This window comes from Streptomyces sp. NPDC001380, from assembly GCF_042895785.1.
GTDB lineage: Bacteria > Actinomycetota > Actinomycetes > Streptomycetales > Streptomycetaceae > Peterkaempfera.
The window spans coordinates 45508-67720 of record NZ_JBIAWP010000027.1 but is presented as its reverse complement, the minus strand read 5'-3'; the positions used below and the strand labels follow the sequence as shown (position 1 = coordinate 67720).

20 protein-coding genes are annotated in these 22213 nt (G+C 78.7%); 7 read left to right on the top strand and 13 right to left on the bottom strand.

The genetic code is table 11. From position 1 onward, the window contains the following. Positions 1-454: 454 nt before the first annotated feature. From ACFY07_RS25530 to ACFY07_RS25520, 3 genes are all read right to left on the bottom strand, one after another. Positions 455-829 carry a hypothetical protein gene (locus ACFY07_RS25530; protein ID WP_390871892.1) on the bottom strand — a complete coding sequence of 125 codons (375 nt, stop codon included), beginning with the start codon at positions 827-829 and terminating at the stop codon, positions 455-457. Then, on the bottom strand, positions 796-1302 hold the full coding sequence (locus ACFY07_RS25525; RefSeq protein WP_390871891.1) for an alpha/beta fold hydrolase: 507 nt from the start codon (positions 1300-1302) through the stop codon (positions 796-798). The genes ACFY07_RS25530 and ACFY07_RS25525 overlap by 34 nt, the downstream gene beginning before the upstream one ends. 622 nt (positions 1303-1924) lie before the next feature. After that, on the bottom strand, positions 1925-2890 hold the full coding sequence (locus tag ACFY07_RS25520) for a pirin family protein (RefSeq protein WP_390871889.1): 966 nt from the start codon (positions 2888-2890) through the stop codon (positions 1925-1927). 211 nt (positions 2891-3101) lie between these two features. Here ACFY07_RS25520 and ACFY07_RS25515 point away from each other — a divergent pair, with 211 nt between their 5' ends. After that, on the top strand, positions 3102-4130 hold the full coding sequence (locus ACFY07_RS25515; RefSeq protein ID WP_390871888.1) for an aldo/keto reductase: 1029 nt from the start codon (positions 3102-3104) through the stop codon (positions 4128-4130). 14 nt (positions 4131-4144) lie between these two features. After that, complete coding sequence (locus ACFY07_RS25510; RefSeq protein WP_390871887.1) at positions 4145-4732, top strand: TetR family transcriptional regulator; 588 nt, start codon at positions 4145-4147, stop codon at positions 4730-4732. Positions 4733-4769: 37 nt separating this feature from the next. On the opposite strand, the gene ACFY07_RS25505 is transcribed toward ACFY07_RS25510, so the two are convergent. From ACFY07_RS25505 to ACFY07_RS25495, 3 genes are all read right to left on the bottom strand, one after another. Beyond that, the gene (locus ACFY07_RS25505; protein ID WP_390871886.1) at positions 4770-7097 is read right to left on the bottom strand and encodes a SpoIIE family protein phosphatase; all 2328 of its coding nucleotides are present in this window, start codon (positions 7095-7097) and stop codon (positions 4770-4772) included. 260 nt (positions 7098-7357) lie between these two features. Further along, positions 7358-7609 (bottom strand): hypothetical protein, encoded by a 252-nt coding sequence (locus ACFY07_RS25500; RefSeq protein ID WP_390871885.1) that lies wholly within the window; start codon positions 7607-7609, stop codon positions 7358-7360. Between the two features lie 196 nt (positions 7610-7805). Next, positions 7806-8831, bottom strand: a complete 1026-nt coding sequence (locus ACFY07_RS25495) for an anti-sigma factor RsbA family regulatory protein (protein WP_390871884.1) — start codon at positions 8829-8831, stop codon at positions 7806-7808. Between the two features lie 279 nt (positions 8832-9110). Here ACFY07_RS25495 and ACFY07_RS25490 point away from each other — a divergent pair, with 279 nt between their 5' ends. Both ACFY07_RS25490 and ACFY07_RS25485 read left to right on the top strand, forming a co-directional pair. Beyond that, positions 9111-9323, top strand: a complete 213-nt coding sequence (locus tag ACFY07_RS25490; RefSeq protein ID WP_390871883.1) for an EF-hand domain-containing protein — start codon at positions 9111-9113, stop codon at positions 9321-9323. Between the two features lie 472 nt (positions 9324-9795). Next, a complete protein-coding gene (locus ACFY07_RS25485) occupies positions 9796-9948 on the top strand; it encodes a hypothetical protein (protein ID WP_390871882.1) in 153 nt (50 codons plus the stop codon). A gap of 98 nt (positions 9949-10046) precedes the next feature. On the opposite strand, the gene ACFY07_RS25480 is transcribed toward ACFY07_RS25485, so the two are convergent. From ACFY07_RS25480 to ACFY07_RS25460, 5 genes are all read right to left on the bottom strand, one after another. Continuing rightward, complete coding sequence (locus tag ACFY07_RS25480; RefSeq protein WP_230745875.1) at positions 10047-11873, bottom strand: long-chain fatty acid--CoA ligase; 1827 nt, start codon at positions 11871-11873, stop codon at positions 10047-10049. Between the two features lie 184 nt (positions 11874-12057). Further along, positions 12058-12933 (bottom strand): NAD(P)-dependent oxidoreductase, encoded by an 876-nt coding sequence (locus ACFY07_RS25475; RefSeq protein WP_390871881.1) that lies wholly within the window; start codon positions 12931-12933, stop codon positions 12058-12060. Between the two features lie 185 nt (positions 12934-13118). Next, positions 13119-14345, bottom strand: coding sequence for a cellulose binding domain-containing protein (locus ACFY07_RS25470; protein WP_390871880.1), 1227 nt, complete (start codon positions 14343-14345; stop codon positions 13119-13121). Positions 14346-14494: 149 nt separating this feature from the next. Beyond that, complete coding sequence (locus ACFY07_RS25465) at positions 14495-14794, bottom strand: cellulose binding domain-containing protein (protein ID WP_390871879.1); 300 nt, start codon at positions 14792-14794, stop codon at positions 14495-14497. 454 nt (positions 14795-15248) lie between these two features. After that, on the bottom strand, positions 15249-15821 hold the full coding sequence (locus ACFY07_RS25460) for a GNAT family N-acetyltransferase (RefSeq protein WP_390871878.1): 573 nt from the start codon (positions 15819-15821) through the stop codon (positions 15249-15251). Positions 15822-15901: 80 nt separating this feature from the next. Between ACFY07_RS25460 and ACFY07_RS25455 the strand changes: the two genes are divergently transcribed. Both ACFY07_RS25455 and ACFY07_RS25450 read left to right on the top strand, forming a co-directional pair. Then, the gene (locus ACFY07_RS25455; protein WP_390871877.1) at positions 15902-16360 is read left to right on the top strand and encodes a MarR family winged helix-turn-helix transcriptional regulator; all 459 of its coding nucleotides are present in this window, start codon (positions 15902-15904) and stop codon (positions 16358-16360) included. 154 nt (positions 16361-16514) lie between these two features. Continuing rightward, on the top strand, positions 16515-16985 hold the full coding sequence (locus ACFY07_RS25450) for a PPOX class F420-dependent oxidoreductase (protein WP_230745856.1): 471 nt from the start codon (positions 16515-16517) through the stop codon (positions 16983-16985). Here ACFY07_RS25450 and ACFY07_RS25445 read toward each other — a convergent pair. Then, positions 16918-18375, bottom strand: a complete 1458-nt coding sequence (locus tag ACFY07_RS25445) for an acyltransferase family protein (protein ID WP_390871876.1) — start codon at positions 18373-18375, stop codon at positions 16918-16920. The genes ACFY07_RS25450 and ACFY07_RS25445 overlap by 68 nt on opposite strands. A gap of 157 nt (positions 18376-18532) precedes the next feature. Beyond that, a complete protein-coding gene (locus ACFY07_RS25440; protein WP_390871875.1) occupies positions 18533-19468 on the bottom strand; it encodes a hypothetical protein in 936 nt (311 codons plus the stop codon). Between the two features lie 267 nt (positions 19469-19735). On the opposite strand from ACFY07_RS25440, the gene ACFY07_RS25435 reads away from it, so the two are divergent. Next, positions 19736-22201 (top strand): SpoIIE family protein phosphatase, encoded by a 2466-nt coding sequence (locus ACFY07_RS25435; protein WP_390871874.1) that lies wholly within the window; start codon positions 19736-19738, stop codon positions 22199-22201. Positions 22202-22213: the final 12 nt, after the last annotated feature.

Here is a 22213-nt window from a genome sequence, read left to right as displayed (position 1 = left end):
GCGGTCAACGCCTCCCACGCCGTGACCGTCTCCCACCCCGGCGCCGTCACCCGCCTCATCGAGCAGGCCGCCCACGCCACCACCCGCTGACCCCCACCCCCACCCCCACCCGCAGACGGGCGGAGGGCAGTCACGCCCGCCCGCCCTGCGGGGCCGGGTCCCGGGCTCGGGCGAGCCCGCCGGCGTGGGGCAGGAGGCGGGGCCCTGCCCACGCTCCACCCGGCTCCGGGCCGAGCCCTGCCGGTCGGTGCCGGTACGGGGCCGGGCGTGGAACGCGGAGGCGGGGCGTCCCCGGCGCTCGGGTGAGGTCGGGCACCGGGGTGGCCGGGGCGGGCCGGGCCGCGTTCGCGGTGGCCCTCCCCGGCGGGAGGCGCCCGGACGCGGAGGGCGGCCAGGCCGGTGACGCCCTCGGCCCGCCCCGCCGCGACGGCCCCGGCGATCGGCGGATCCGGGCTCAGAGCGGAGCGCGGAGGGTCTTCAGCAGGAGCGCGCCGAAATCGGCGGGGTGCGTGTTCAGGCCCGTGCGGCCGCCCGGGAAGTGCACGGGTTCCGTGCCGGGACGCCCGGCCGGCGCAGCACCGGCGCGGTGGGGAAGCTCGTCCTGCGCGCCCCCGCCGCAGGCGACCGCGAGCCGGTCCGACAGCGCCGCCAGCCTGTCGGCGTCCGGGGCGTAGGACATGAAGGCGGGCGTGATGCGTCCGACGAAGTACCGCACGTCGGCCATCGTCCGCTCGTCCCGCGCCGCCGCCTGCGGCGGAGGGCCGGCCTGCGGCCCGCCCGCACCGCCGTCCTTCTTCAGGCCCACGGCCGGCAGGGCCATCGCCGGCATGGCCCCCTGCGTGCGGAACGCCTTCTGCACGCCTTCTGCACGCGTGCGATGAGCGCGCGGTGCTCCGAGGCGTCCGGCAGGACCTCGACCACCGGGGGTTCGTGCGCCACGACGCCTTCGGCCCGTTCGGGGCGGATGGTGAGCAGGTGCAGGGCGGCGACCGCACCCCAGCCGGCGCCGAACACCCGGGCGGGCCGACCGGGCGACAGCAGGTCCAGCATCCGCAGCGCGTCGTCGGCGTGCTCGGCCACCCGCTGTTCGGCCTCGGGGTCGTCCAGTGCGCTGCGCGCCATGCCGCGCGGGTCGCAGGTCGCGACGGCGTACTGGGCGGCCAGGTCGTCGACGACGGCGTCGAAGCGGGCCGCACCGCTCATGCCGCCGGGGATCAGCAGCAGGAGCGGGCCTTCGCCGCGTACTTCGCAGTGCAGGGTCGCGCCGTCGACGCGCAGGTTGCCGACAGTGGGATCAGCCATCGGGGTCCTCCTCCTGCGGGGGTGGCCGGTGCCCCGGGAACGTGCCCCGGGGACGCATGAGGGGGCCGGGAGCGGAGGCGCGACGGGGTCCGCGCCGGACGGCCGCCGCTCACCTCGGAGCGTGCTGGTCTGCGGCCTCGGGGGAGGCGAAGAAGGCACCGGGTCCCTCCAGTGCACCCTGCACCGCGGCGTCGGGGGACGCCCCGTCGCCCGCGGCCCACCACGGGTGCCCGTCAGGCCGCACGACGGCCGACCTGAGGAGCCATCGGCCGCGCGCCGGCGGGACAACGAGCGGCCCGCCGGCCCGGGCCCCTCTCGCCCTCGGTCGAGTCCGTCCCAGGAGAGGTTGACCGCCCCCGTGCCCGCACGGCACCGGAGCGACACCGGGGCCGGACGGTCCTCGCCCTTCGATCCCGCCTGACGTTCCATCGGAAGAACCGGCGCTGAATCGGCATCGGCCCTGGCACGCCCCGCCACGGGCCGCCGCATCCGCGACCGGCGGTCAGCGTCCCGGACGGCGGCGCAGCGGCTCCACTGACCGGACGGCCGACCGCGCCGGCCGGGCCGCGGCGGCATCCTCCGGCGGCCCGCAGCCGCGCGGGAGGACCTTCGGAACCCCGGGTCAGCGCTCGCGGCCGCGGGGCTTGAGGGGCACCGGCGGGAGGTCGGGGGCGGGGAGCGGGGCGCCCTCGTAGCCGCGGACCTCGCCGAAGCGGGCGCCGGACGTCCAGTCGGCGCGGGCCTCGGCGATCTCCTCGCCGCTGCGGCCGATGAAGTTCCACCACATGACGATCTCCTCGTCGAAGGGCTCGCCGCCGAGGAGGAGGAGCCGGGCGTCGGAGTCGCCGCGCAGGCGCAGGGCGTCGCGGCCGGAGCCGAGGTAGAGCAGGGCGCCCGGGTCGAGGCGGACGCCGTCGGCCTCGGGGGCGCCGGAGAGGGTGAGCACCGCGTACTCGAAGTCGCGCTCCAGCGGCAGCGCGGCCTCGGCGCCGGCGGCGAGCACGACCTCGGCGCCGACCAGGGGCGAGAAGGCGGTGCCGGGGGAGGCGGCGCCGTCGAGCTCGCCCATGGCGACGGTGGCCCGCAGTCCGGGGGCGGTGACGACGGGCAGGTCGGCGTGGTGCTCGAATCCGGGGTCGGTGCGGCGGTGCTCCTCGGGCAGGGCGACCCAGAGCTGGGCGCCGTGCAGCAGCGCGGGATGGGGGGCGGGCGACTGCTCGGAGTGGGCGATGGCCCGGCCGGCGGTCATCAGGCCCAGCTCGCCGGGGCGGATCGTCTGCACGCTCCCGGTGCTGTCGCGGTGCAGGATCTCGCCGTCGAGCAGCCAGCTGACGGTCTGCAGCCCGATGTGGGGGTGCGGCGGCACCTGCATGCCGGGCTCGGCGGTGATGTCGTCGGGCCCGTAGTGGTCGACGAAGCACCAGGCGCCGACCATGCGGCGGCCGAGGGTGGGCAGGACCCTGCGGACCTGCGTGGACTCGCCCAGCAGGACGGTGCGGCCGGGCAGCACGTCGCGAACCGGACCGCCGGGGACGGACCGGCGGCCGCCGCAGACGGTGGGCACGGGCCGGACATCGAGGTTGCTCACGGGGCCACCGTACGCCCGCGGGGGCCCCGCCGCCGCACCGGCCGGAGGACCGGCACGGGTGCCCCGGGTGCCGCGAGCACCGGGGCGGCGGCGGAGGGGGCGCCGGGGAGGCGGGGGCGGCGCCGGACGCATACATGAATGACAGATGTTGAAATCTGTCATTCGTGATGCCATGCTGGTCCCACCACCGACCCCAGGGAGTACCCCCGTGATGACCACCCGCACCCTCGGCACCGCCGGCCCCGCCGTCTCCGCCCTCGGACTCGGCTGCATGGGCATGTCCGCGCTCTACGGGCCCGCCGACGAGACCGAGTCGATCGCCACCGTCCACGCCGCCCTCGACGCCGGGGTCACCCTGCTCGACACCGGCGACTTCTACGGCATGGGCCACAACGAGATGCTCATCCGCGAGGCGCTGCACGGCCGCGACCGCGACCGGGTCGTGCTGAGCGTGAAGTTCGGCGCCCAGCGCGGCCCGGACGGCGGCTGGCTGGGCGTGGACTGCCGCCCCGCCGCCGTGAAGACCGCCCTCGCCTACACCCTGCAGCGCCTGGGCACCGACCACGTCGACGTGTACCGCCCGGCCCGGCTCGACCCGGCCGTCCCGGTCGAGGAGACCGTCGGCGCGATCGCCGAGCTGGTCCAGGCCGGATACGTCCGCCACGTCGGCCTCTCCGAGGTGGGCGCCGAGACCCTGCGCCGCGCCCACGCCGTGCACCCGGTCGCCGACCTGCAGATCGAGTACTCGCTGCTCTCCCGCGGCATCGAGGCGGAGATCCTGCCCGCGGCCCGGGAGCTGGGCGTCGGGATCACCGCGTACGGGGTGCTCTCCCGGGGCCTGCTGAGCGGCCGCTGGAGCAAGGACCGGGAGACCGCCCCCGGCGACTTCCGCTCCCACAGCCCCCGCTTCGCGGGCGACAACCTCGCCCACAACCTGGCGCTGGTCGAGGCGCTGCGCACGGTCGCCGAGGAGCGCGGGGCCACCGTGGCGCAGGCCGCGGTCGCCTGGGTGCTCTCCCGCGGCGAGGACGTCGTGCCGCTGGTCGGCGCCCGCCGCCGGGACCGGCTGGCGGAGGCCCTGGGCGCGCTGGACCTGCGGCTGACCGCCGAGGACCTCGCCCGCATCGAGGAGGCGGTGCCCGCCGGGTCCGCCGCGGGCGACCGGTACGCTGCGGACCAGATGGCGATGCTGGACAGCGAGTCCGGCGGGACCGCCGCCCCCCGCGACCGCGAGCACTGAGGACGACCCGCCCCGTGACGGAGAGCGCACTGACCCCCGAGCAGATCCTGCGGGCGACCGAGGACGTCCTGCGCCGGTACGGCCCCGCCAAGGCCACCGTCGTCGACGTCGCGCGGGCGCTCGGGGTCAGCCACGGCAGCGTCTACCGTCACTTCGCCAGCAAGGCGGCGCTGCGCGAGGCCGTCACCGAGCGGTGGCTGGACCGGGCGCACCGGGAGCTGGCGGGCATCGCCGCCGAGGACGGCCCGGCCGCCGACCGGCTGCACCGCTGGCTGCTGGCGCTCTTCACCGCCAAGCGGCGCAAGGCGCTGGACGACCCGGAGCTGTTCGCCACCTACGCGGCACTGATCGGGCAGACCGCGAGCACGGTGGTCGAACGGCACCTGGAGACCCTGGCCGGCCAGCTCGCGGCGATCGTCGCGGACGGCGTCGCGCAGGGCGCGTTCGCCGCCTGCGACGTCCGCGCCGCGGCGCGGGCGGTCTTCCAGGCCACCGCCCGCTTCCACGACCCCTGCCACGCGGCGGAGTGGACGGACCCGCGGACGGACGCCGACCTGGAGGCCGTCTGGGCGCTGCTCCTGAACGGCCTGGCGGCCCGCTGACCCGCGCGGGCCTCCCCGCCGGGGCCGGGGAGCCCCGTCAGTGCGGGCGCACCCCGATCAGGCAGGTGTCGTCGTCGGTGTCGGCGTTGCTGTGGGTCAGCAGCCGGTCGAGGTACCGCTCCAGGTCGTCGTCGGCGTCGCCCGCGGTCCGCAGCAGCCGGGCGATCGACTCCTGCACCGAGCAGTCCCGCCGCTCGATGAGGCCGTCGGTGTAGATCAGCAGGGTGTCGCCGCGTTCCAGCACCAGGCTGCTCTCCTCGTACGCCGCGTCCGCGAGCCCGCCGAGCAGGACACCGCCGGGCAGCGGCAGCGCCTCCGCCGTACCGCCCCGGACCAGCACCGGCGGCAGGTGGCCGGCGCGCGCCCAGCGCAGGGTGCGGGTCGCCGGGTCGTAGAGGCCGCAGACGGCGGTCGCGGTGACGTGCTCGGTGAGGTGGTGGGCGACCGTGTTGAGCCAGCCGAGCAGTCGGCCGGGCCCGGCGCCGGTGGCGGCGAGTCCGCGCAGGGCGTTGCGGAGCACCACCATGCCGGTGGCGGCGGCGATGCCGTGGCCGGCCACGTCGCCGACGGCGAGCATCACCCGCCCGTCGGGCAGCACCGCGGCGTCGTACCAGTCGCCGCCGACCCGGTGGCCCTTCTCGGCGGGCCGGTAGCGGGCGGCGGCCAGCAGGCGGGCCGCGTCGACCGGCGGCGCGGTGGGCGGCATGATCGCCTGCTGCAGGTCGAGGGCGAGGCGGTGGCGGTCTGCGGAGCGCTGCTCGGAGTCGGCGAGCCGGTCGCGGGTGGCGGCGAGGGCCACCTCCGTCCAGTGCTGGGTGGAGACGTCCTGGTAGGCGCCGCGGACGGCGGTGGGGCGGCCGTCGTCGCCCCGGACCGGCTCGGCGACCACCCGCACGTGCCGCACCGGGCCGTCGGCGCGGACCAGCCGGAAGGTGGCGGAGCCCTCCGCGCCGCGGTGCAGCACGGTGCGCAGGAAGCGGCCGACGGCGAGGGCGTCGTCGGGGTGGGCGTGGGCGGCGAGCCGGGCCAGGGGCACCGGGGGGTCGTCGGGCGCCAGTCCGTACAGGGAGCGGAGCTGGCTGTTCCAGGTCACCGTGCCGGCGGCGAGGTCCTCCTCGAAGCCGCCGATCCGGCCGAGCCGCTGCGCGTGCTGGAGCAGGTGGGCGAGCCGGGCCTCCTCGGTGGGGGTGCGCCAGGTGAGCAGGACGGCGTCGTCGAGGCGGCTCATCCCGATGGCGGACTCCACGGTGTCCGGGCCGTCCGGCGTGCGCACGCGGAACCGGACGCCGTCGACGCGGTGCGGCTCCCCGGTGGCGAGGGTGCGGACCGCCCGGTGGAAGATCCCGCCCTCGGCGGCGGCCAGCGGGTACGCCTCCAGCAGGCCGCGGCCGACGAGGCTGCCCGGGGGGCGGCCCGCCGGGTCCCGGTAGTGCTCGTTGAGCGCCTCGATGCGGAAGTCGGCGACCCGGCCGTCGGCCCGGCGGACCGGGCGGAGCAGGACCGCCGGGTCCAGCAGGCCGTCGAGCAGGTCCTGGCGGCGGTCGGGCCCGGCGGCGGGCCCGTCCTGCTCCCCGACGGCGTCCAGGGTGTGCCCGCAGATGTCCGCCAGGGCCTCCAGCTGGCGCCGCAGACCGGGGTGGAGCGGGGGGCGCGCGTCGGGCCAGGCGACCTCCAGCACGCCCAGCGGGCCGCCGCCGGGGCCTGCGGGCAGGACCGCGCGGGCGCCGGAGGTGGCCGCGGCGGTGCGGCCGACGGTGGCGGCACCGGGGTCGGCGGCGCGGACGCGCAGCTCCGGGACCCACAGGGTGCGGCGCTCGGCGAGGGCCCGCTGGGCGAGGGTGCCCACGCCGGGCGGGACGTGGCGCCAGCGGGCCGCCTCGGCCGCGCCGAACCCGGCCTGTCCGGCGAGCGCGAGGGTCCCGTCCGGCGAGGCGGCCCAGACGGCGACGGCGGTGGCGCCGAGCGGCGCCGCGACCTGCTCCAGCAGGGCGCGGGCGGCGGCACCGGCGTCGCCGGCGGCCAGGGCGGCGCACTCGGCGGCCCGCAGCCGCACCGCGGGCGAGCCGGCCGGCCCCGGTACGGGGGTCCCGGCGGCGGCGTCCGCGGCCGGGTCGGCGGCGCGCACGGCGGCACGGTCCTGCGCGGAGGCCCGGGCGACGGCGTCGCCGGCGGCCCGGCCGACGACGTCGGCGGCCAGCTCGGGCAGCGGCAGCCGTGCGTCGGCCGCGAGCCGGCGCAGGTGGCGGGCGGCCTCGGCCGGGCTGCACCGCAGGCGCTCGACGAGGACCCCCTTGGCCAGTTCGACCAGCGCCGCGGCGCCCGACTCGGCGCGGAGGCGGTCGACGGTCCGGGCGAGCAGGTCCACGCCGGGGTGCGGCGCGTCCGCCTCCGGCGCCGCCGCGTCCGGGGTCCGCGGGCCCGGGGTCCGCGGGTCCGGCTGCCCGGCGGGTGTCCGCGCGTCCGGCTGCCCGGCGGGTGTCCGCGCGTCCGGCTGCCCGGCGGGTGTCCGCGCGGCGGGTGTCCGGCCGTCGGGAGGGTGCTCGTCCGCCGTCGGCCCGTCGGCCGCGGGCTCCCCGGCCGGGCCTCCCCCGGCCGGCCGCGGCCCGGGGACCGGGACCCGGCCGGTCAGCGGTCCTGCCACCGCTGCACGCACCGCACGCGTCCGCGGGTGTCCACCGGACCGGCGGCGGGGCCGGACGTGCCGCGGGCGGCGGCCTCGGCACTGCCGTCCCTGCCGGGTGCCGCCACCACGTCCACGAGGACGGGGCCGGCGTGCGGAGGGCAGCACCGCGCCCCCGTCCCGGCCGGGCTGCCGCCGGCGTGCGGGACGGGCATGCCGCGGAGCTCCCGCACGGCCGTTCCGGAAGCGTCGTCCATCTCCGCCCTCACTGTGCACCGCCGGGCCCGGCCGCTCCGGGACGGGCCTTCGCACGGTCCGCGGGGGTCTCCGCGGCACCCATCCGAGATGATGCCACGTCCGACCGAAATCCTTGCCCCAAGTCAACGGTCTTCCCCCGGACGGGGTGGTCGGAACCGGCGTCCCGGACAACGGGGCCGCATCCCGGACGGCGCGTCAGGGCGCGGCGGGACCCGCGTCCACGTGCAGGCGGAGCGTCAGGCCGCGGTCGTCGGACCGCACCTCGACCAGGTCGCACAGCTGGTGGATCATCCACAGGCCGCGGCCGCCGTCCGCCGTCGCCACCCCCGGCCGGCGCCGGCCGGCCAGCAGGTCGGCCAGCCGGCCCGCGTCGCGGACCTCCGCCACCACGGAGTCCGCCTGCCGCCACACCCGCAGGACGCCGCGGCCGCCGCCGTGCACGACCGAGTTGCCCGCGGCCTCGCCGACGGCGAGGACGAGGTCGCCGCGCCGCTGCCGGTCCAGGCCGGTCGCCGCCAGCCGCTCGTCGAGCCAGCGGCGGACCTCGGCGAGGCCTCCGGAGGCGTAGGACAGCTCCTCGGCGGCGGCCGGCTCGGCCAGCACGGTGTCGCAGTCGGCGCAGACCTCGGCCGGGTCGGCGAACTCCGCCGAGGGGGCCGGGTGCCCGTCGCGGATGACCTCCGGGTGCGTGCGCAGGGCGTCCTCGATGACGTACGGCTCCAGCCCGTCCGCGTCGTACGGGCACAGGACGCTGACCGGGCGGTCCCGGAAGGCCAGGTTGATGAGCGCCTCGTGGCGGGTGGCCTCGCGCACCTCGGCCGGGGAGCGGGACGCCCAGATCGGCTCGCCGACCATCCGGGTGCGGCCCGCGCCGCCGGCGTCGGCGAACTCGCGCAGCGCCGCCAGGATGCGGCCCGGGTTGCGGCCCAGCTCGGCCATGTCCGCGAAGGAGACCCCGGCCGCGCAGTCGCCCAGCTGCTCGCGCAGCGGACCCAGGCGCGGCCCGGGGACGGCGACCAGCACCGGCTCCCCGGCCTCCAGCCCCTCGCGGACGAAACCGCCGACGCCCGCCAGGAAGTCCTCCTGGTCCCGGTAGAACAGCGCGGGATGGGCGAACCCCGTCCGCTCCGGCGCCGTGTCGACCTGCACGGCGGCGGCCGGCCCCCCGGCCGGCGGCCCCGTGGACACCGGTCCGGCGTCCGGCTGCGTGCCCTCGATCACGGCTCCCGCACCTCCAGCGCCCGCGGCGCCTCCTTCTCGCTTCCCTGCCCCCCGCCGGAGCGGGCCGGACGCGTGCGTCCGGCCGCGGCCCCGGTCCACCGTACCGGGGACCGGGCGCGGGCCGGGCACGGGCCGGGTCCGCGGCCCTCCCGTCCGCCTCCCGGTCCGGCCGTCCGCGCGCCCGCGGGCGGGGCGGCACGGACACCCGCTACTGGCCCGACCTGCCGTGCTGCTACCGTGCCCGCTGCCAAAGACACCCGAATGAGGAGGGGCACCCGCATGGCGGACATCGAGGCGGCCAGGGCGGCGTTCGAGCGGTACGACGCCAACGGCGACGGCCAGATCTCGGCTGCCGAGTACAAGAGCACCATGGCGGCGCTCGGCGACCCCTACGTGACGGAGGAGGTCGCCAAGAGCGTGATCAAGGCGGCCGACACCGACGGCGACGGCCTGATCTCGTGGGACGAGTTCTGGTCCACCCAGCAGGGCTGACCGGCCCGGCGCGGCAGGGCGCGGACCCGCTCCACGGCGGGGGCCGCGCCCTGCCGGCTCTCCCGGGGGCTGCCGGCTCTCCCGGGGCTGCCGGCGGCCCGGGCGGACGGAGACCGTGGGCGTGCGGAGACCGTGGGCGTGCGGAGACCGTGGGGGCGCAGGGTTCGCGAGCGGGCCCCGGACCCGGTGGGAGCGCGGCGGGACGGCCGGAACGCACGGGAGCGCCGACCGGCCCGCGGCGGCGATGGCGTGCATCGCGGGCGCGAGCCGCTGACGGCGCTCCGGCTCTGGTGCGGGCGGGAGACGGGGGGACCCCCGCCCGCATCCGGAGCCTGACACAGTCGGCGGCGGTTGACAATACGACCGGGTACGGGAAGTTCCGGCCGCCCTACCGGCCGGTACGGACACCCGTTCGGACGCACCTGGGCCGCCGGCGGGCGTTCCCCGGCGCCGCCCGGGCATGGATCCCTGCATGGCACTCACCGAGGCACCCACCGAGGCACCCACCGAGACGCTCGCCGAGACGCTCGCCGGACCCGGCGCGACCGGTCCGGAGACCCCGCCGACCGGCCCCGAGGACGACGACGGCTGGAGCTGGACGACGGCGGTGCCCCAGACCGAGTGAGCCAGACCGAGTGAGCCAGACCGAGTGAGCCGGGCCGGGTGGGCCGGGCCGGGTGGGCCGGGCCGGGAGCGGCGGCCCGCACGGGCGGCGCGGCGGTCTCAGGAGGTGTAGAGCTCCTCGATGTCCGCCGCGAACGCCTTGACGATCGCCCGCCGCCGCAGTTTGAGCGACGGCGTCAGCAGCCCCTGCCCGATGCTGAACTCGAACGGCAGGATGCGGAAGGCCCGGATCGACTCGGAGCGGGACACCGCGGTGTTGGCCGTCACGACCACCCGCTGGATCTCCTCCTGCAGGTCCTGGTCGGCGACCGCCCCCCAGTTCGCCGCCGGCTGCTTCTGGTGCACCCGCTGCCAGTGGAGCAGGGCGTCCGGGTCCAGGGTGATCAGCGCCCCCACGTAGGGGCGGTTGTCCCCCACCACGAGGCACTGCGAGATCAGCGGGTGGGAGCGCACCCGCTCCTCCAGCACGGCCGGGGCGACGGACTTGCCGCTGCTGGTGATGATCACGTCCTTCTTGCGGCCGGTGATCGTCAGGTAGCCCTCGTCGTCGAGGGAGCCGAGGTCGCCGGTGGCGAACCAGCCGTCCCGGAGCACCTCGGCGGTGCCCTCCGGGTCGTTGAGGTAGCCGGCGAAGACGACGCCGCCGCGCACCCAGATCTCCCCGTCGGGCGCGATGTGGATGGTGCAGCCGGGCAGGGGCCTGCCGACCGTGCCGAACTTGTGCCTGTCCCGCGGCTGGCCGGTGACCGCGCCCGTGGTCTCGGTGAGCCCGTAGCCGTCGTAGACGGTGATCCCGGCTCCGGCGAGGGCGAGGGCCAGCCGGCGGCTGAGCGGCGAGCCGCCGGACACGGCGTGGCGCACCCGGCCGCCGAGGACCGCGCGCAGCCGGCTGTAGACGAGGCGGTCGTAGACCCGGTGCCGGAAGCGCAGCGCGGGGCCGGGGCCGGGCCCCTCCCCCGTGGCGAGCGCCTGCCGCGCCTCGGCGTAGCGCACCGCGACGTCCATGGCCTTGTCGAAGAGCCCGTCCCGCCCGGCCTCGGCCGCCACCAGCCGCGCCCGGGAGACGATCCTCTCGAAGACGTAGGGGACCGCGAAGAGGAAGGTGGGCCGGAAGGAGGCCAGGGCCGGGAGCAGTTCGGCCGCCGCCGTCTCCGCCTGGTGGCCGAGCCGGACGCCGGCGCGCATGCAGTACACCTGGACCATCAGCCCGTACACGTGCGCCAGGGGCAGGAACGCCAGGAGAGCGGGCTGCTCCCCGGGTTCGGCGATCAGGTCGCCCCAGCCGGCGCGGAGGGTGTCGCACTCCACGGCGAAGTTGGCGTGGGTGATCACGCACCCCTTGGGCCGGCCGGTGGTGCCCGAGGTGTAGGTGATGGCGGCGGGCGAGTGCGGCTCGACCGCGGCGCGGTGGCTGTGCACGGTCTCGTCCGGCACCTGGCGTCCGAGGCGGGAGAGCTGGCGGACGCAGCCGCCGTCGAACTGCCAGATGCGCTGCAGGGTCGGCAGGCCGGCGCAGGCGGTGCCGACGGTCATGGCGTCGTCCTCGTTCTCCACGACGCACGCCACCGCCTGGGAGTCGGCGAGGATCCAGCTGACCTGCTCGGAGGAGGAGGTCGGGTAGATCGGCACCACCTGGGCGCCCATGGACCACAGGGCGTAGCTGAACAGGGTCCACTCGTAGCGGGTGCGGGCCATGATGCCCACCCGGTCGCCGAAGCGGACGCCGCTCGCGAGCAGGCCCTTGGCCAGGGCCATCACCTCGTCGCGGAAGGCGCCCGCGGTCACCTCCGTCCAGGTGGAGGCGCCCGGGGCGCGCCGCGCCAGCTGGACCATGTCCGGGTCCCGCACCGCCACGTCGTAGACCGTGTCGGCCAACCCTCCGGACCGTGGAGCCTCCACCAGTGGCGGAACGCCGAAGTCGCGCACCGTACCACCCTCCCCTCACCCGTTGCACCGCCCTCCGACCGGCGGTGGCAGGGCAAGCTACCGGACCCCGGGGGCGCTGCCTAGACCGTGCAGCAGCACGTGCACGCTGCTGACATGACGTCTCGTCAGCAGCGTTGCGGCGGGCGCCCCCGGGGCGCCCGCCGCCGGGGAGGAGGCGGCGCCGTCAGCCCGCGAAGGAGGCGAAGTAGGAGGCGGCCATGTCCTCGTCGGCGTGCCCCTGGGCGGCGGCGCGCCGGAAGCGCTCCGCGCCCGCCGCGGCGACGTCCATCGCCACCCCCGCCTGCCGGCCCGCCTCGACGATGAGCCGGGCGTCCTTCTCCGCGGTGGCGACCGTGAAGTTCGGGCTGTAGTCGCCGGACAGCACGGCGGCGGCCTTGGCCCGCAGGTACCCCATGTCGAGCGGCCCGCCCGCGACGGCGTCGAGGAAGGCCTGCGGGTCCACGCCGAGCGCGTGGGCGAGGGCGAGCGCCTCCGCGGTGCCGTGGGTGACCGCCAGCACCCAGCTGTTGCAGACCAGCTTCAGGCGGGTGGCGGCGCCGGAGGCGCCGTCCTCGCCGACCCAGGCGGTGCGGCTGCCGACCGCGTCGAGGACGGGCGCGAGGACCGGCCGGGCCTCGGCGGGGCCGGCGGCGAGCACGAGCAGCTGCCCGCTCTCGGCGGGCTGCCGGGTGCCGAGGACGGGCGCGTCGACGTACAGCAGGCCGTGGTCGGCGGCGAAGGCCGCCAGGACCGGCTGGGCCTCCAGCCCCGCCGTGGAGCACTGCGCCCAGACGGCGCCCGGGCGCAGGGCGGGGGCCGCCTGGCCCATGGCCTGCAGGACGGCCGGGCCGTCGTGGAGCATGGTGAGCACCACGTCGGCCCCGTGCACCGCCTCGGCCGGGGTGTCGGCGACCCGGGCGCCGTCGGCGGCGAGAGGCTGCGCCTTGGCGCGGGTGCGGTTCCACACCCGCACGTCGAGCCCGGCGCGCGCCAGGTTGCGGGCCATCGCCGCGCCCATGATGCCGGTGCCGAGGACTGCTACGGAGGTTGTGTCGGCCACAGGTGCTTCCCTCAGTCGGTGGTCGTCCGTTTCCGGGGGCCATCCTGCGCGCCCGGCGCGCCGATGTCACCGACCGCCCCGCCGCCGCGCCCCGCGCCCCCCGGGACCGGGGCCGGCCGGTCGGGGCCGGTCGGGGATCACGGGGAGGCCGCCGGGAGGCCGCCAAGCGGTCAGCAGCCCAGGGGCTAAGGGCCGACCGCCACGTCGTCGAACCAGAGGGTGTCGTCACCGCCGCCGTAGCTCTCCCAGCCGAGGCGGAAGGTCACGGGCCGGGGCGGCACGCCACGGCGCGGCCACCGGCCGCCGGCGCCCGGGACGGACGTGCCGTCCACACGCAGGCCGGGGACCTCGGCGTCGTCCACCCAGGTGCGGGCGGCCTGCCGGACGGTGTCGAGCGCGAAGCGCAGGCAGACCCAGCGGCCGGTGGGCAGCGGGCGGGACGGGGCGGCACCGGCCCGGCCCTGCTCGGGCAGGGTGGCGTCGTCGGACTCGCGGCTCCACTGCAGGGCGCCGTTCCGGCCGCCGATCCGCAGGTCCCGGCCGCCGTCGGACGCGTCGGACAGGGTGATCGCGGTGACCCGGGAGGCGGGCAGCGCGGTGGCGTGCCGGACCCACAGCCGCGCGTGGAGGACCGGGCCCACCGCCGAGACGTCGCGGGTGGTGCCTGCGAAGACGTGGTTGCAGTACCCCGCGCGGCCGTCGACGCGCAGGGAGCGGGTGCCCCCGTGGGCGGTCGAGGCGTCGATCGAGACGGTGCCGGAGCCCTGGCAGTCGGGGGTGACGACCTGCCAGTCGCCGCCGGGGACGGGGCCGGACTGGTCCTCGAAGCCGGAGCACACAACGGCGGTTCCGCACCCGGGCTCGGGGACCGGGGTGGCCGGGTCGCCGGCGGGGGTGGGCGGGCGCGCGGCGGTGACGTCGCCGGTGCCGGTGGGCGCGGGGGCCGGGTCGGCGGCGCCGTTGCAGCGCACGCCGTCGAGGGCGAAGCCGGCGGGCGGGGGGCCCGCGGTGGACCAGGTGCCCTGGAGGCCGAAGCCGGCGCTGCCGCCGGCGGGCAGGGAGGCGTTGCGGGCGGGGGCGGTGGCGGTGACGGTCCTGCCCGACTGGACGACGGAGGCGTTCCAGGCGTTGGTGACGCGCTCCCCGGCGCCGTGGGTCCAGGTCAGCCTCCAGCCGTCGAGGGAGGGGCCGAGGTTGGCGACCCTGACCTGCGCGGTGTAGCCGCCGGCCCACCGGTCGACGGTGTAGGCGACCGTGCAGCCGGAGGCGGCGGCCCGGGCCGGGGGCGGCAGCAGGGCCGCGGCGGCGAGGAGGCAGGCGGCGGCCGCCGCCAGGACGGCGTGGCAGGCGGTGCGGCGGGCGCCGTCCGGGGGGTGCGGGGCGAGGCGGGGGGCGGTGGGGCGCGGGGTCATGGGGCAGTCCTCCGGGGCCCTGGGCGGGGCCCGGTGGGGTGGGGCGGTGGGCGCCGGACGGGTGGTGCCGGGGGCGGGTACAGGGATGCGGGGGTGCGGCGGGGATGGTGCGGCGGGGCACCGGGTGCGGCCGGCGCCCCGCCCGCCGGTCAGGCGCAGGGCGCGCCGTTCAGGGTGAAGGCGCCGGGTGCGGTGCCGCCGCCTGAGAAGGACGCCCGGAAGCCGGGGCCCGCCGTGGCGCCGGAGGCGATCCGGCCGCTCCAGCCCGCGTCCTTCGCGGTGACGTCCCTGCCGGACTGGCTCACGACGGCGTTCCGGGCGTCGGTGGTCGCGGCGGGAGCGGCTGCGGCGGTGGTCCCGGCGGCGGCAGCGGCGAGCGGCAGGGCTCCGGGGAGCGGGGCGGCCGCGCGGCGGCGGACAGGAGGCCGGGCAGGGGTGACGGGAGGCACGGGCGGGGGCCTTTCGTCCGGCGAAGGGCGCGCGAGAGGTGGGAGCGCTCCCAGAATGCGGGCCGCCAGCACCGCCGACGGCTCGGGAGGCGCAGGCCCGGGGGCGGGCCACGCACCCGTTTCGCACACGTGGATGGGGTGGTCGTGTGAAAGACATGAAGCCATTGGTGTCGCGGCCACGTCAAGACACCGGGGGTGTTTCCGTCCCGAGGGACACGTCCGCGTCCACGGCGGATACGGGAGCGCTCCCACTCACGACGGACCTCAGGGCGCTCCGCCCCCGCACCCGCCCCGCGCGGGGCCCGGCACGGCGCCGGTCCGGATCAGGGCCGGTCCCGATCCGGACCGGCCCGGATCAGGCCCGGGTCAGGCCCGGGTCAGGCCCGGGTCAGGCCCGGATCAGGCCCGGGTCAGGCCCGGGTCAGGGCCGGGTCAGGGCCGGGTCAGGGCCGGGTCAGGGCCGGTCCGGTACGCCGGTGAGCTCGTAGGCGTGCATGCCGTCGACGTCGGCGGTCCGGGTGAAGCCCGCCCGGTCCATGACCCGCTGGGAGGGCCGGTTGGCCCGGGCCGCGGTGGCCGTGATGCGGTGGACGCCGGGCTGGTCCAGCGCCCAGGCGCCCAGGGCGCGCAGCGCCTCGGTGGCGTAGCCCCGGCCGCGGGCCCCCGGGGCGAGGTCGAAGCCGATCTCGGCGCCGCCGTCGGCGGGCGGACCGTGGAAGCCGATGCCGCCGACCGAGACGCCGTCGTGGCGGCGGGTGATCCGGTAGAGGGCCCAGCGGGGGGCGTGGCACCCCGCCTCGGCGGCGAGGGTGAGCAGACCGGCGGCCTCACGGGTGCCCGGACCCGGGGTGCCGCCCAGCCACTCGCGGCCGCAGGTGCGCCCGGCGACCAGTTCGGCGGCCTCGGCGGGGAGCACCTCGTGCAGCACCAGCCGCTCGGTGGCGAGGGCGTGCGGGGCCGCCGACGGGGGCGGGCCGGACGGGGCGTCCGGACCGGGCGCGGCGGCCGGGGCGGTGAGCGGATCCATGGCGTCCAGTATGGGGGCTGCCGAAAATATCCTTGAGTGCTCAATTGTTGTGGCATGCTTGAGCACTCAAGGAGGTAGTGATGAACGAGTACCTGGACGCCTGCCTGCGGCTCGCCCGGGCGCAGGCGCTGCTGGTCAAGCGGTTCGACCACCAGCTCGGCCGGCTGCACGGCCTGAGCTTCGCCGACTTCCAGCTGCTGCAGCAGCTGGGCGGCGCCCCCGGCGGCCGGATGCGCCGGGTGGACCTCGCCGCGGCGCTCGGCCTGACCGCCTCCGGCGTCACCCGCTCGCTGGGCCCGCTGGAGCGGATCGGCCTCGTCGAGCGCGAGCCGGACCCGCGCGACGCCCGCGTGGCGTACGCGGCGCTGACCGACGCCGGACGCGAGCGCCTGCAGCACGCGGAGAAGGCCGCCGGCCAGCTGGCCGCCTCCGTCCTCACCGGCGGCGAGTGGGCGGAGGGCGACGTGCCGGCGCTCGCCGGCTACCTGACCCGGCTCGGCGGCACCGGCCTGCCGGAGCGTCCGGCCGCACAGGACTGACGGACGGGACCGGCGGACCGCACCGGCGGGCCGCACCGGGCCGACGGGCCGTCACCAGGGGTCGTGCCCGGGCGTCGCCCGGGACGACGGCCGCCGTGCCCGCCGGGGCCCTCCGCCCCGGCGGGCGCGGCGCGTCCGGGGGTAGCGTGCCGGTATGGCACCGAGATTCGCCACCGCGCGACGCACCGACCTCGACGGACTCCTCGACTTCCTCCGCCCCCGGCACCGGGCGCTGCTGATCACCACGCGCGCCGACGGCCGCCCGCAGACCTCCCCGGTCTCCTGCGGCGTCGACGGCGAGGGGCGGATCGTGGTCTCCACCTACCCGCAGCGGGCCAAGGCCCGCAACGCGCGCCGCGACCCCCGGGTCTCGGTCTGCGTCATCTCCGACGACTGGGACGGCCCCTACGTCCAGGTGGACGGGACGGCCGAGGTGCTGGACCTGCCCGAGGCGCTGGACCCCCTGGTCGACTACTACCGGTCCATCGCGGGCGAGCACCCCGACTGGGACGAGTACCGGGAGGCCATGCAGCGGCAGGGCAAGTGCCTGATCCGGGTCACGCCCGAGCGGTGGGGCCCGGTCGCCACCGGCGGCTTCCCGCCGCCCGCCGACGGACCGGCCTGACACCGGGCGGCTCCCCCTCCGGCCCGCCCCGGGCGGGCGGCTGCGCGCCGGGGGCCCGGGGCGGGCCCGGCGGGCGGCCGCCCGCCGGTACGGCCCCCGGCACGCGGCGTCCGGCCCGGCGCCGCGGCGGCGCCCTGCCGGAGAGGAGCACCGCGGCGAAGCCGCAGGCGTACGCGGCCAGGACCGGCACGGGCGGCCGCCCGCCCGGGGCGAACCCCGCGACGGCGAACCGCGCGAGGGCCGGCACGACGGCCCCGAGGCCGCACAGCAGCAGCACGGACGCCCGCCCGCCGGCCGCCCCGTCCCCCGCCGGCAGGCGGCCGAGCGGCCGCTGCACCCGCAGGACGGCGGCGGTGAGCGGCACCAGCAGGGCGGCCAGGAGCGCCACCCACGCCGCCCGCAGCGCCCACCACCGGGCCGAGCCGACGCCCGGCTGGGGCACGGCACCGGTGGGGTAGAGCGCGACGGCGACGACGACCACCGGCACCATGTGCCACAGGTAGACCGTCATCACCGCCCGGTCGAGGCGGGAGACCCGCCGCCGCACGGAGGGCCGGGCGAGCAGCCGGGACACCGCCGGCTCGGCCGTGAGGAGCAGCCCGGTCTGCGCCGCGGCGAACGCCAGCAGCGCGACCGACGGCGGGGCGGTGTTGCCGGTCCTCGCGCCCGCGCCGACCATGTCGACCGGGAACGGCCCCCACGCCAGCAGCCCGGCCAGGGCCGCGGCGCCGCCGGCGGCCAGGAGCGCGCAGCGCCGGCGGGGGCGGGTCAGCGTGCCGTCCTGCCAGGCGAACCCCCACTGGTGCATCGACCCCCACACCAGCAGGTGGTTCGCGAAGCCGACCAGCGGCAGGCGCGGGCCCAGCACGGCGGCGTCGACCGCGACGGCCCCGGCGGCGGCCGCGGCGGGCACGGCGGCCCCCCACCGCCGGTGCGCGGCGTGCAGGAGCGGGGTCAGCACGACCAGCAGCAGGTAGACGGGGAGGAACCACAGGTGCAGGGCGGTGGACCAGCCCGCCCGGGCCAGGGCGGCCGTGTCCGCACCGGCGGCCGCGGCGCAGGCGGCGGCGGCCGAGGCCGCCGCGACGTAGAGCGTCGTCGGCCACAGCAGCCGCACGGCCCGGCCGCGGACCCAGGACGCCCAGTCCTCCCCCCGGCCGCGGTGGGCGGTCCAGGAGGCGGCGTGGGCGTACCCGCCGACGACGAAGAGCACCGGCACGGTCTGGAGCACCAGCGTCGCCCAGGCGCCCCACGGGACGTACGGGAGGGCGCTGCGGCCGGACAGCCGCCCGCCGCTCCAGGTGACGTCGGTCAGCAGCCAGTGGCCCAGCACCACCGCGCCCACCGCGCCGATGCGCAGCAGGTCGGCGTACCGGTTCCGTGCGGCCATCGCTCCTCCCGCGGGGCGGCGCGGGAGCGCGGGGGCGGCGCCTCTCCGGCCGGGGCCGCCCGCTGCCCGTGCGCCCCTCCCCCATCCTCTGCCGCTCCCGGCCCGCCGGCGAGGAGGCGGGCGGCGTGCGGCGTGCGGCGGGGCGGGGCGCCGGGCGTCAGCCCGGGTGGTGGCCCAGGTGGGCGGTGGAGCCCTCGACGACGCCGCCGAGGCGCAGCCGCAGCGCGGCCAGCAGCTGCGGGTCGCCGCCCACCATCCAGCGGGGGCCCGCCAGGTACAGGCCGTAGCTCTCCGCCTCGGCCCTCCACGCCTGCTGGCCCTCGGCGGTGGTGAAGGTGACCAGGACGATCCGCCAGCCCGACGCCGTGCACACCCCCTGGCGGAAGTCCGCGTTGGCGGTGGCCGGGTGGAGGGTGCAGCCGGAGCGGGCGGCCAGTTCCGCCAGGTCCGCAGGGGCGGCGGAGGCCGCGGGCACGGGCGCCTCCCGTGCCGCCGCGGGGCCGGCCGCCCGCCCGCCGCCGGCGGCGAAGGCCGCCACGGCGAGGGCGGCCGACAGGGCGGAGGCGGCCAGCAGCCGGACCTGGAGGCGCCGCGGCCGCGCAGGGCCGGCGTCCTCCTCGGCGGGGGCTTGGGCGGCGGCGGGCCCCGCCGGTGCCGTCGCGGTGCGGGGGGCCGGGGGCACGGGGGTCGGGGCCGGGGCCACGGGGGTCGGGGCAGGGGCCACGGGGGTCGGGGCCGGGGCCTCCTCCGCGCGCCTCCCGGACCCGTGGGGCTCCTCGGCGGGGGCGGGCGTCGCCGCGGCCGCCTCCCCGGCCGTGCGGGCGGCGGGCTCCGTGGCCGCCCCCGCGGCTCCGTCCCCGGCGGCGGGCACCCGTTCGGGGCCCTCCACGGGCACGGCGGGCTCCTCGGGGCCCGGCCCGGGGGCGGGGGCCCCGTCGGCGGAGCGCGGCAGGGGGGACGGCCCCGCGGCGGGAGCGTCCGCGGCGGGCGCCTCCCCGGAGGGGTCCGGCGGCGCGGCGGGCCCGGCGGACGGCCCCGCCGGGGTGCCGCCCGGCGCGGGGACGCGCCCGGCGGTCGCCCGGATGACGGTCATGGACCCTCCTCGCGTGCTCGGGGACCGTTCACACAGGTGTACGCGCCGCTGGCGCATCCGGTTCACCCGCACGGCAGGACGGGCCCGGGGCGGGGCGCCGTCCGGCCCGTCCCGCCGCGTCCCGCCGCGTCCCGCCGCGCGGGGCGGTGCGGGGCGGTGCGGGGCGCCGCCCCGGGCGCCTGCCGGAGCGGCCGCCCCGCAGGTGCGGGCGCCGCGGATGCCGCCCATCCGGCTGCGTCGGGGCCCCGGAGGCGGTGTAATGACCCCGTGGCCGGCGAGGGAGCGCAGAGACGGGGGGCGGAGGCGCTGCGCGCCGGTCTCGCCGCCCGGCTGCTGGACGCCGGGGAGGGGTCCGCGGTGCCGCTGCGGGACCTGGCCGAGCAGCTGCTGGTGTCCACCGGCGCCACGCTGGCGGCGGTGTACGCGGCGCGGGGCGACGGCGGCCTGGTCCTGCTGGAGGAGGCCGGGGTGCCGCGCTCCCTGTACGGGGTGGAGGACGAGTACCCGCTGTCCGGCCGGTCGCCGCTGGCCGTGGCGCTGTGCTCGGGGCGGGCGCTGTGGCTGACCCCGGCGGAGACGGGGGGCCCGGGGTTCGAGGCGGCGCCGTCGGGCGGGGTGTCGCTGGCCGTGGTCCCGCTGGGCGGGGCCGACGGGCGGGCGGGCGGCTGCCTGCTGGTGGCGGACGAGCGCGAGGACGGCTTCGCGGTCGGGTACCGGCGGGTGGTGGAGGGCTTCGCGGAGCGGATGGCGGCCGACCCGGGCCTCCTCCCGGCCGGCCGCCCGGACCGGGAGGGGCGCGGCGGGCCGGGCGTCGGCGCGTTCCGGCTGGCGCTGCCCACGGGCCGGCTGGACGCGGACGCCCGGGTGCTGGAGCTGTTCGGCCTGACGCCGGAGGAGTTCGACGGCCGGGTGGAGACGCTGCTGGCGCTGACCGTGCCGGAGGACCTGCCGGGCCTGATGTCCGTCCTGGACCCCGGCGACGGCGCGGTCGGGCGCGACCTGGAGTTCCGCATCCGCCGCCGGAGCGGCGAGCTGAGCTGGCTGCGGATGCGCAGCCGGCTCGCCCCCGGCGGGGAGGGCCGGCCCACACAGCTCCTCGGCACCGTCGCCGAGGCGTCCCACCTGCGCCCCGGCGTGGACGACATCGCGCTGGTGCAGCGGCTGGCGGCCACCCTGGCGACGGCCGTGACGGTGCGGGAGGTCGGCCGGGCCGTGGTCGCCGCGCTGCGGCACCCGCTGGGGGCGTCCCGGGTGGCGCTCGCCGAGGTGGAGGCGGACCGCCTGGTGGTCACCATCCTCGACCCGCCGGAGCCGGAGGCGTGGCCGGGCGTGTGGCGCACCGAGTGGCGCACGGAGTGGCCGGACGCGCCGGCGCGGGCGCTGCCCACCCTGGAGGCCGCACTGCGGGAGGGGCGCGCCTCGTACTGGCCCGAGGGGGCTCCGCTGGAGGAGTCGCTGGCCGGGATCGGCCCGGGCGGCCTGGCGATGCTGCCGCTGCCGGCGGAGGGCCGCGTGGTGGGCGCCTGCCTGGTGGGGTGGAACGCGCCGCACGACTTCGGGGCCGACGAGCGGGCGCTGCTGACGGCCGCCGCCGCGCTGGCCGGCCAGGCCCTGGCGCGCGCCCGGGTGCTGGACGCGGAGCACGAGCTGGTCGGCACGCTCCAGCGGAGCCTGCTGCCGCGCCGGCTGCCGCAGGTGGAGGGCGGCACCGCGGTCGCCCGCTACCTGCCGGGGACGGCGGGCCTGGAGGTGGGCGGCGACTGGTACGACGTGATCCCGCTGACCGAGGGCCGGGTGGCGCTGGTGATCGGCGACGTGCAGGGGCACAACGCGGGCGCGGCGACGCTGATGGGCCAGATGCGGACCGCGGTCCGGGCCTACGCCGTGGAGGGCCACCCGGCGGACGTCGTGGTCTCGCACGCCAACCGGCTGCTGGTGGGCATGGGGACCGACCTCTTCGCCACCTGCTGCTACGTGGTGGTCGACATGGAGGACGGCACCGGCTGGTGCGCGCGGGCGGGGCACATCCCGCCGGTGCTGCGCGCGCCGTCGGGCACGACGCGGGTGGTCGCGGCCGAGGGCGGGCCGCCGCTGGGGGTGGACGGCGACGCCCACTACCCCGTCACGCCGCTGGAGCTGTCCCCGGGGACGGTGCTGGTGCTCACCACGGACGGCCTGGTGGAGTCGCGCAGCCTCACCCTGGACGACGGGCTGGCGCACCTGCGCCGGGCGCTGTCCGACGTCGACGCGGAGGACCTGGAGCAGGTGGCGGACGCCCTGCTGGGCGGGTCGGTGCGGCGCGACGACGACGTGGCGCTGCTGGTCCTGCGGTACGACGGCATGGGGACGCTGCCGCAGCGCGCCGGGTGGGCGGTGTGGCGGCTGCCGGAGGCGGTCTCGCACGCCCGCCGCTTCACCGCGCGCACGCTGGCCGCGTGGGGGCTGGGCGGGGAGCGGGACGCGGCACTGCTCGTCGTGTCCGAGCTGGTCACCAACGCGCTGGTGCACACCCGGGGGCCGGTGCGGCTGGACCTCGGCTACGCCGGGGACCGGCTGCGGATCGCGGTGACGGACTCCTCGCCGCGCTCGCCCGTGAAGCCCGCCGGGATCGGCTGGGAGGCCACGGGGGGCCGGGGCGTGCTGCTGGTCGAGGCCGTGTCGGACCGCTTCGGCTCGCTGCCGATGGGCGGCGGCAAGCAGGTGTGGAGCGAGATCGCGGTGCGGCGGCGCTGAGGAGGGCGCCGC

What these genes read in the sequence shown, in the direction of transcription:
- ACFY07_RS25445 (WP_390871876.1), bottom strand. Translation starts at nt 18,375, where the DNA reads ATGGCCGCACGGAACCGGTACGCCGACCTGCTGCGCATCGGCGCGGTG.
- ACFY07_RS25485 (WP_390871882.1), top strand. Translation starts at nt 9,796, where the DNA reads ATGGCACTCACCGAGGCACCCACCGAGGCACCCACCGAGACGCTCGCC.
- ACFY07_RS25515 (WP_390871888.1), top strand. Translation starts at nt 3,102, where the DNA reads ATGACCACCCGCACCCTCGGCACCGCCGGCCCCGCCGTCTCCGCCCTC.
- ACFY07_RS25455 (WP_390871877.1), top strand. Translation starts at nt 15,902, where the DNA reads ATGAACGAGTACCTGGACGCCTGCCTGCGGCTCGCCCGGGCGCAGGCG.
- ACFY07_RS25490 (WP_390871883.1), top strand. Translation starts at nt 9,111, where the DNA reads ATGGCGGACATCGAGGCGGCCAGGGCGGCGTTCGAGCGGTACGACGCC.
- ACFY07_RS25525 (WP_390871891.1), bottom strand. Translation starts at nt 1,302, where the DNA reads ATGGCTGATCCCACTGTCGGCAACCTGCGCGTCGACGGCGCGACCCTG.
- ACFY07_RS25460 (WP_390871878.1), bottom strand. Translation starts at nt 15,821, where the DNA reads ATGGATCCGCTCACCGCCCCGGCCGCCGCGCCCGGTCCGGACGCCCCG.
- ACFY07_RS25530 (WP_390871892.1), bottom strand. Translation starts at nt 829, where the DNA reads ATGCCGGCGATGGCCCTGCCGGCCGTGGGCCTGAAGAAGGACGGCGGT.
- ACFY07_RS25500 (WP_390871885.1), bottom strand. Translation starts at nt 7,609, where the DNA reads ATGGACGACGCTTCCGGAACGGCCGTGCGGGAGCTCCGCGGCATGCCC.
- ACFY07_RS25450 (WP_230745856.1), top strand. Translation starts at nt 16,515, where the DNA reads ATGGCACCGAGATTCGCCACCGCGCGACGCACCGACCTCGACGGACTC.
- ACFY07_RS25470 (WP_390871880.1), bottom strand. Translation starts at nt 14,345, where the DNA reads ATGACCCCGCGCCCCACCGCCCCCCGCCTCGCCCCGCACCCCCCGGAC.
- ACFY07_RS25440 (WP_390871875.1), bottom strand. Translation starts at nt 19,468, where the DNA reads ATGACCGTCATCCGGGCGACCGCCGGGCGCGTCCCCGCGCCGGGCGGC.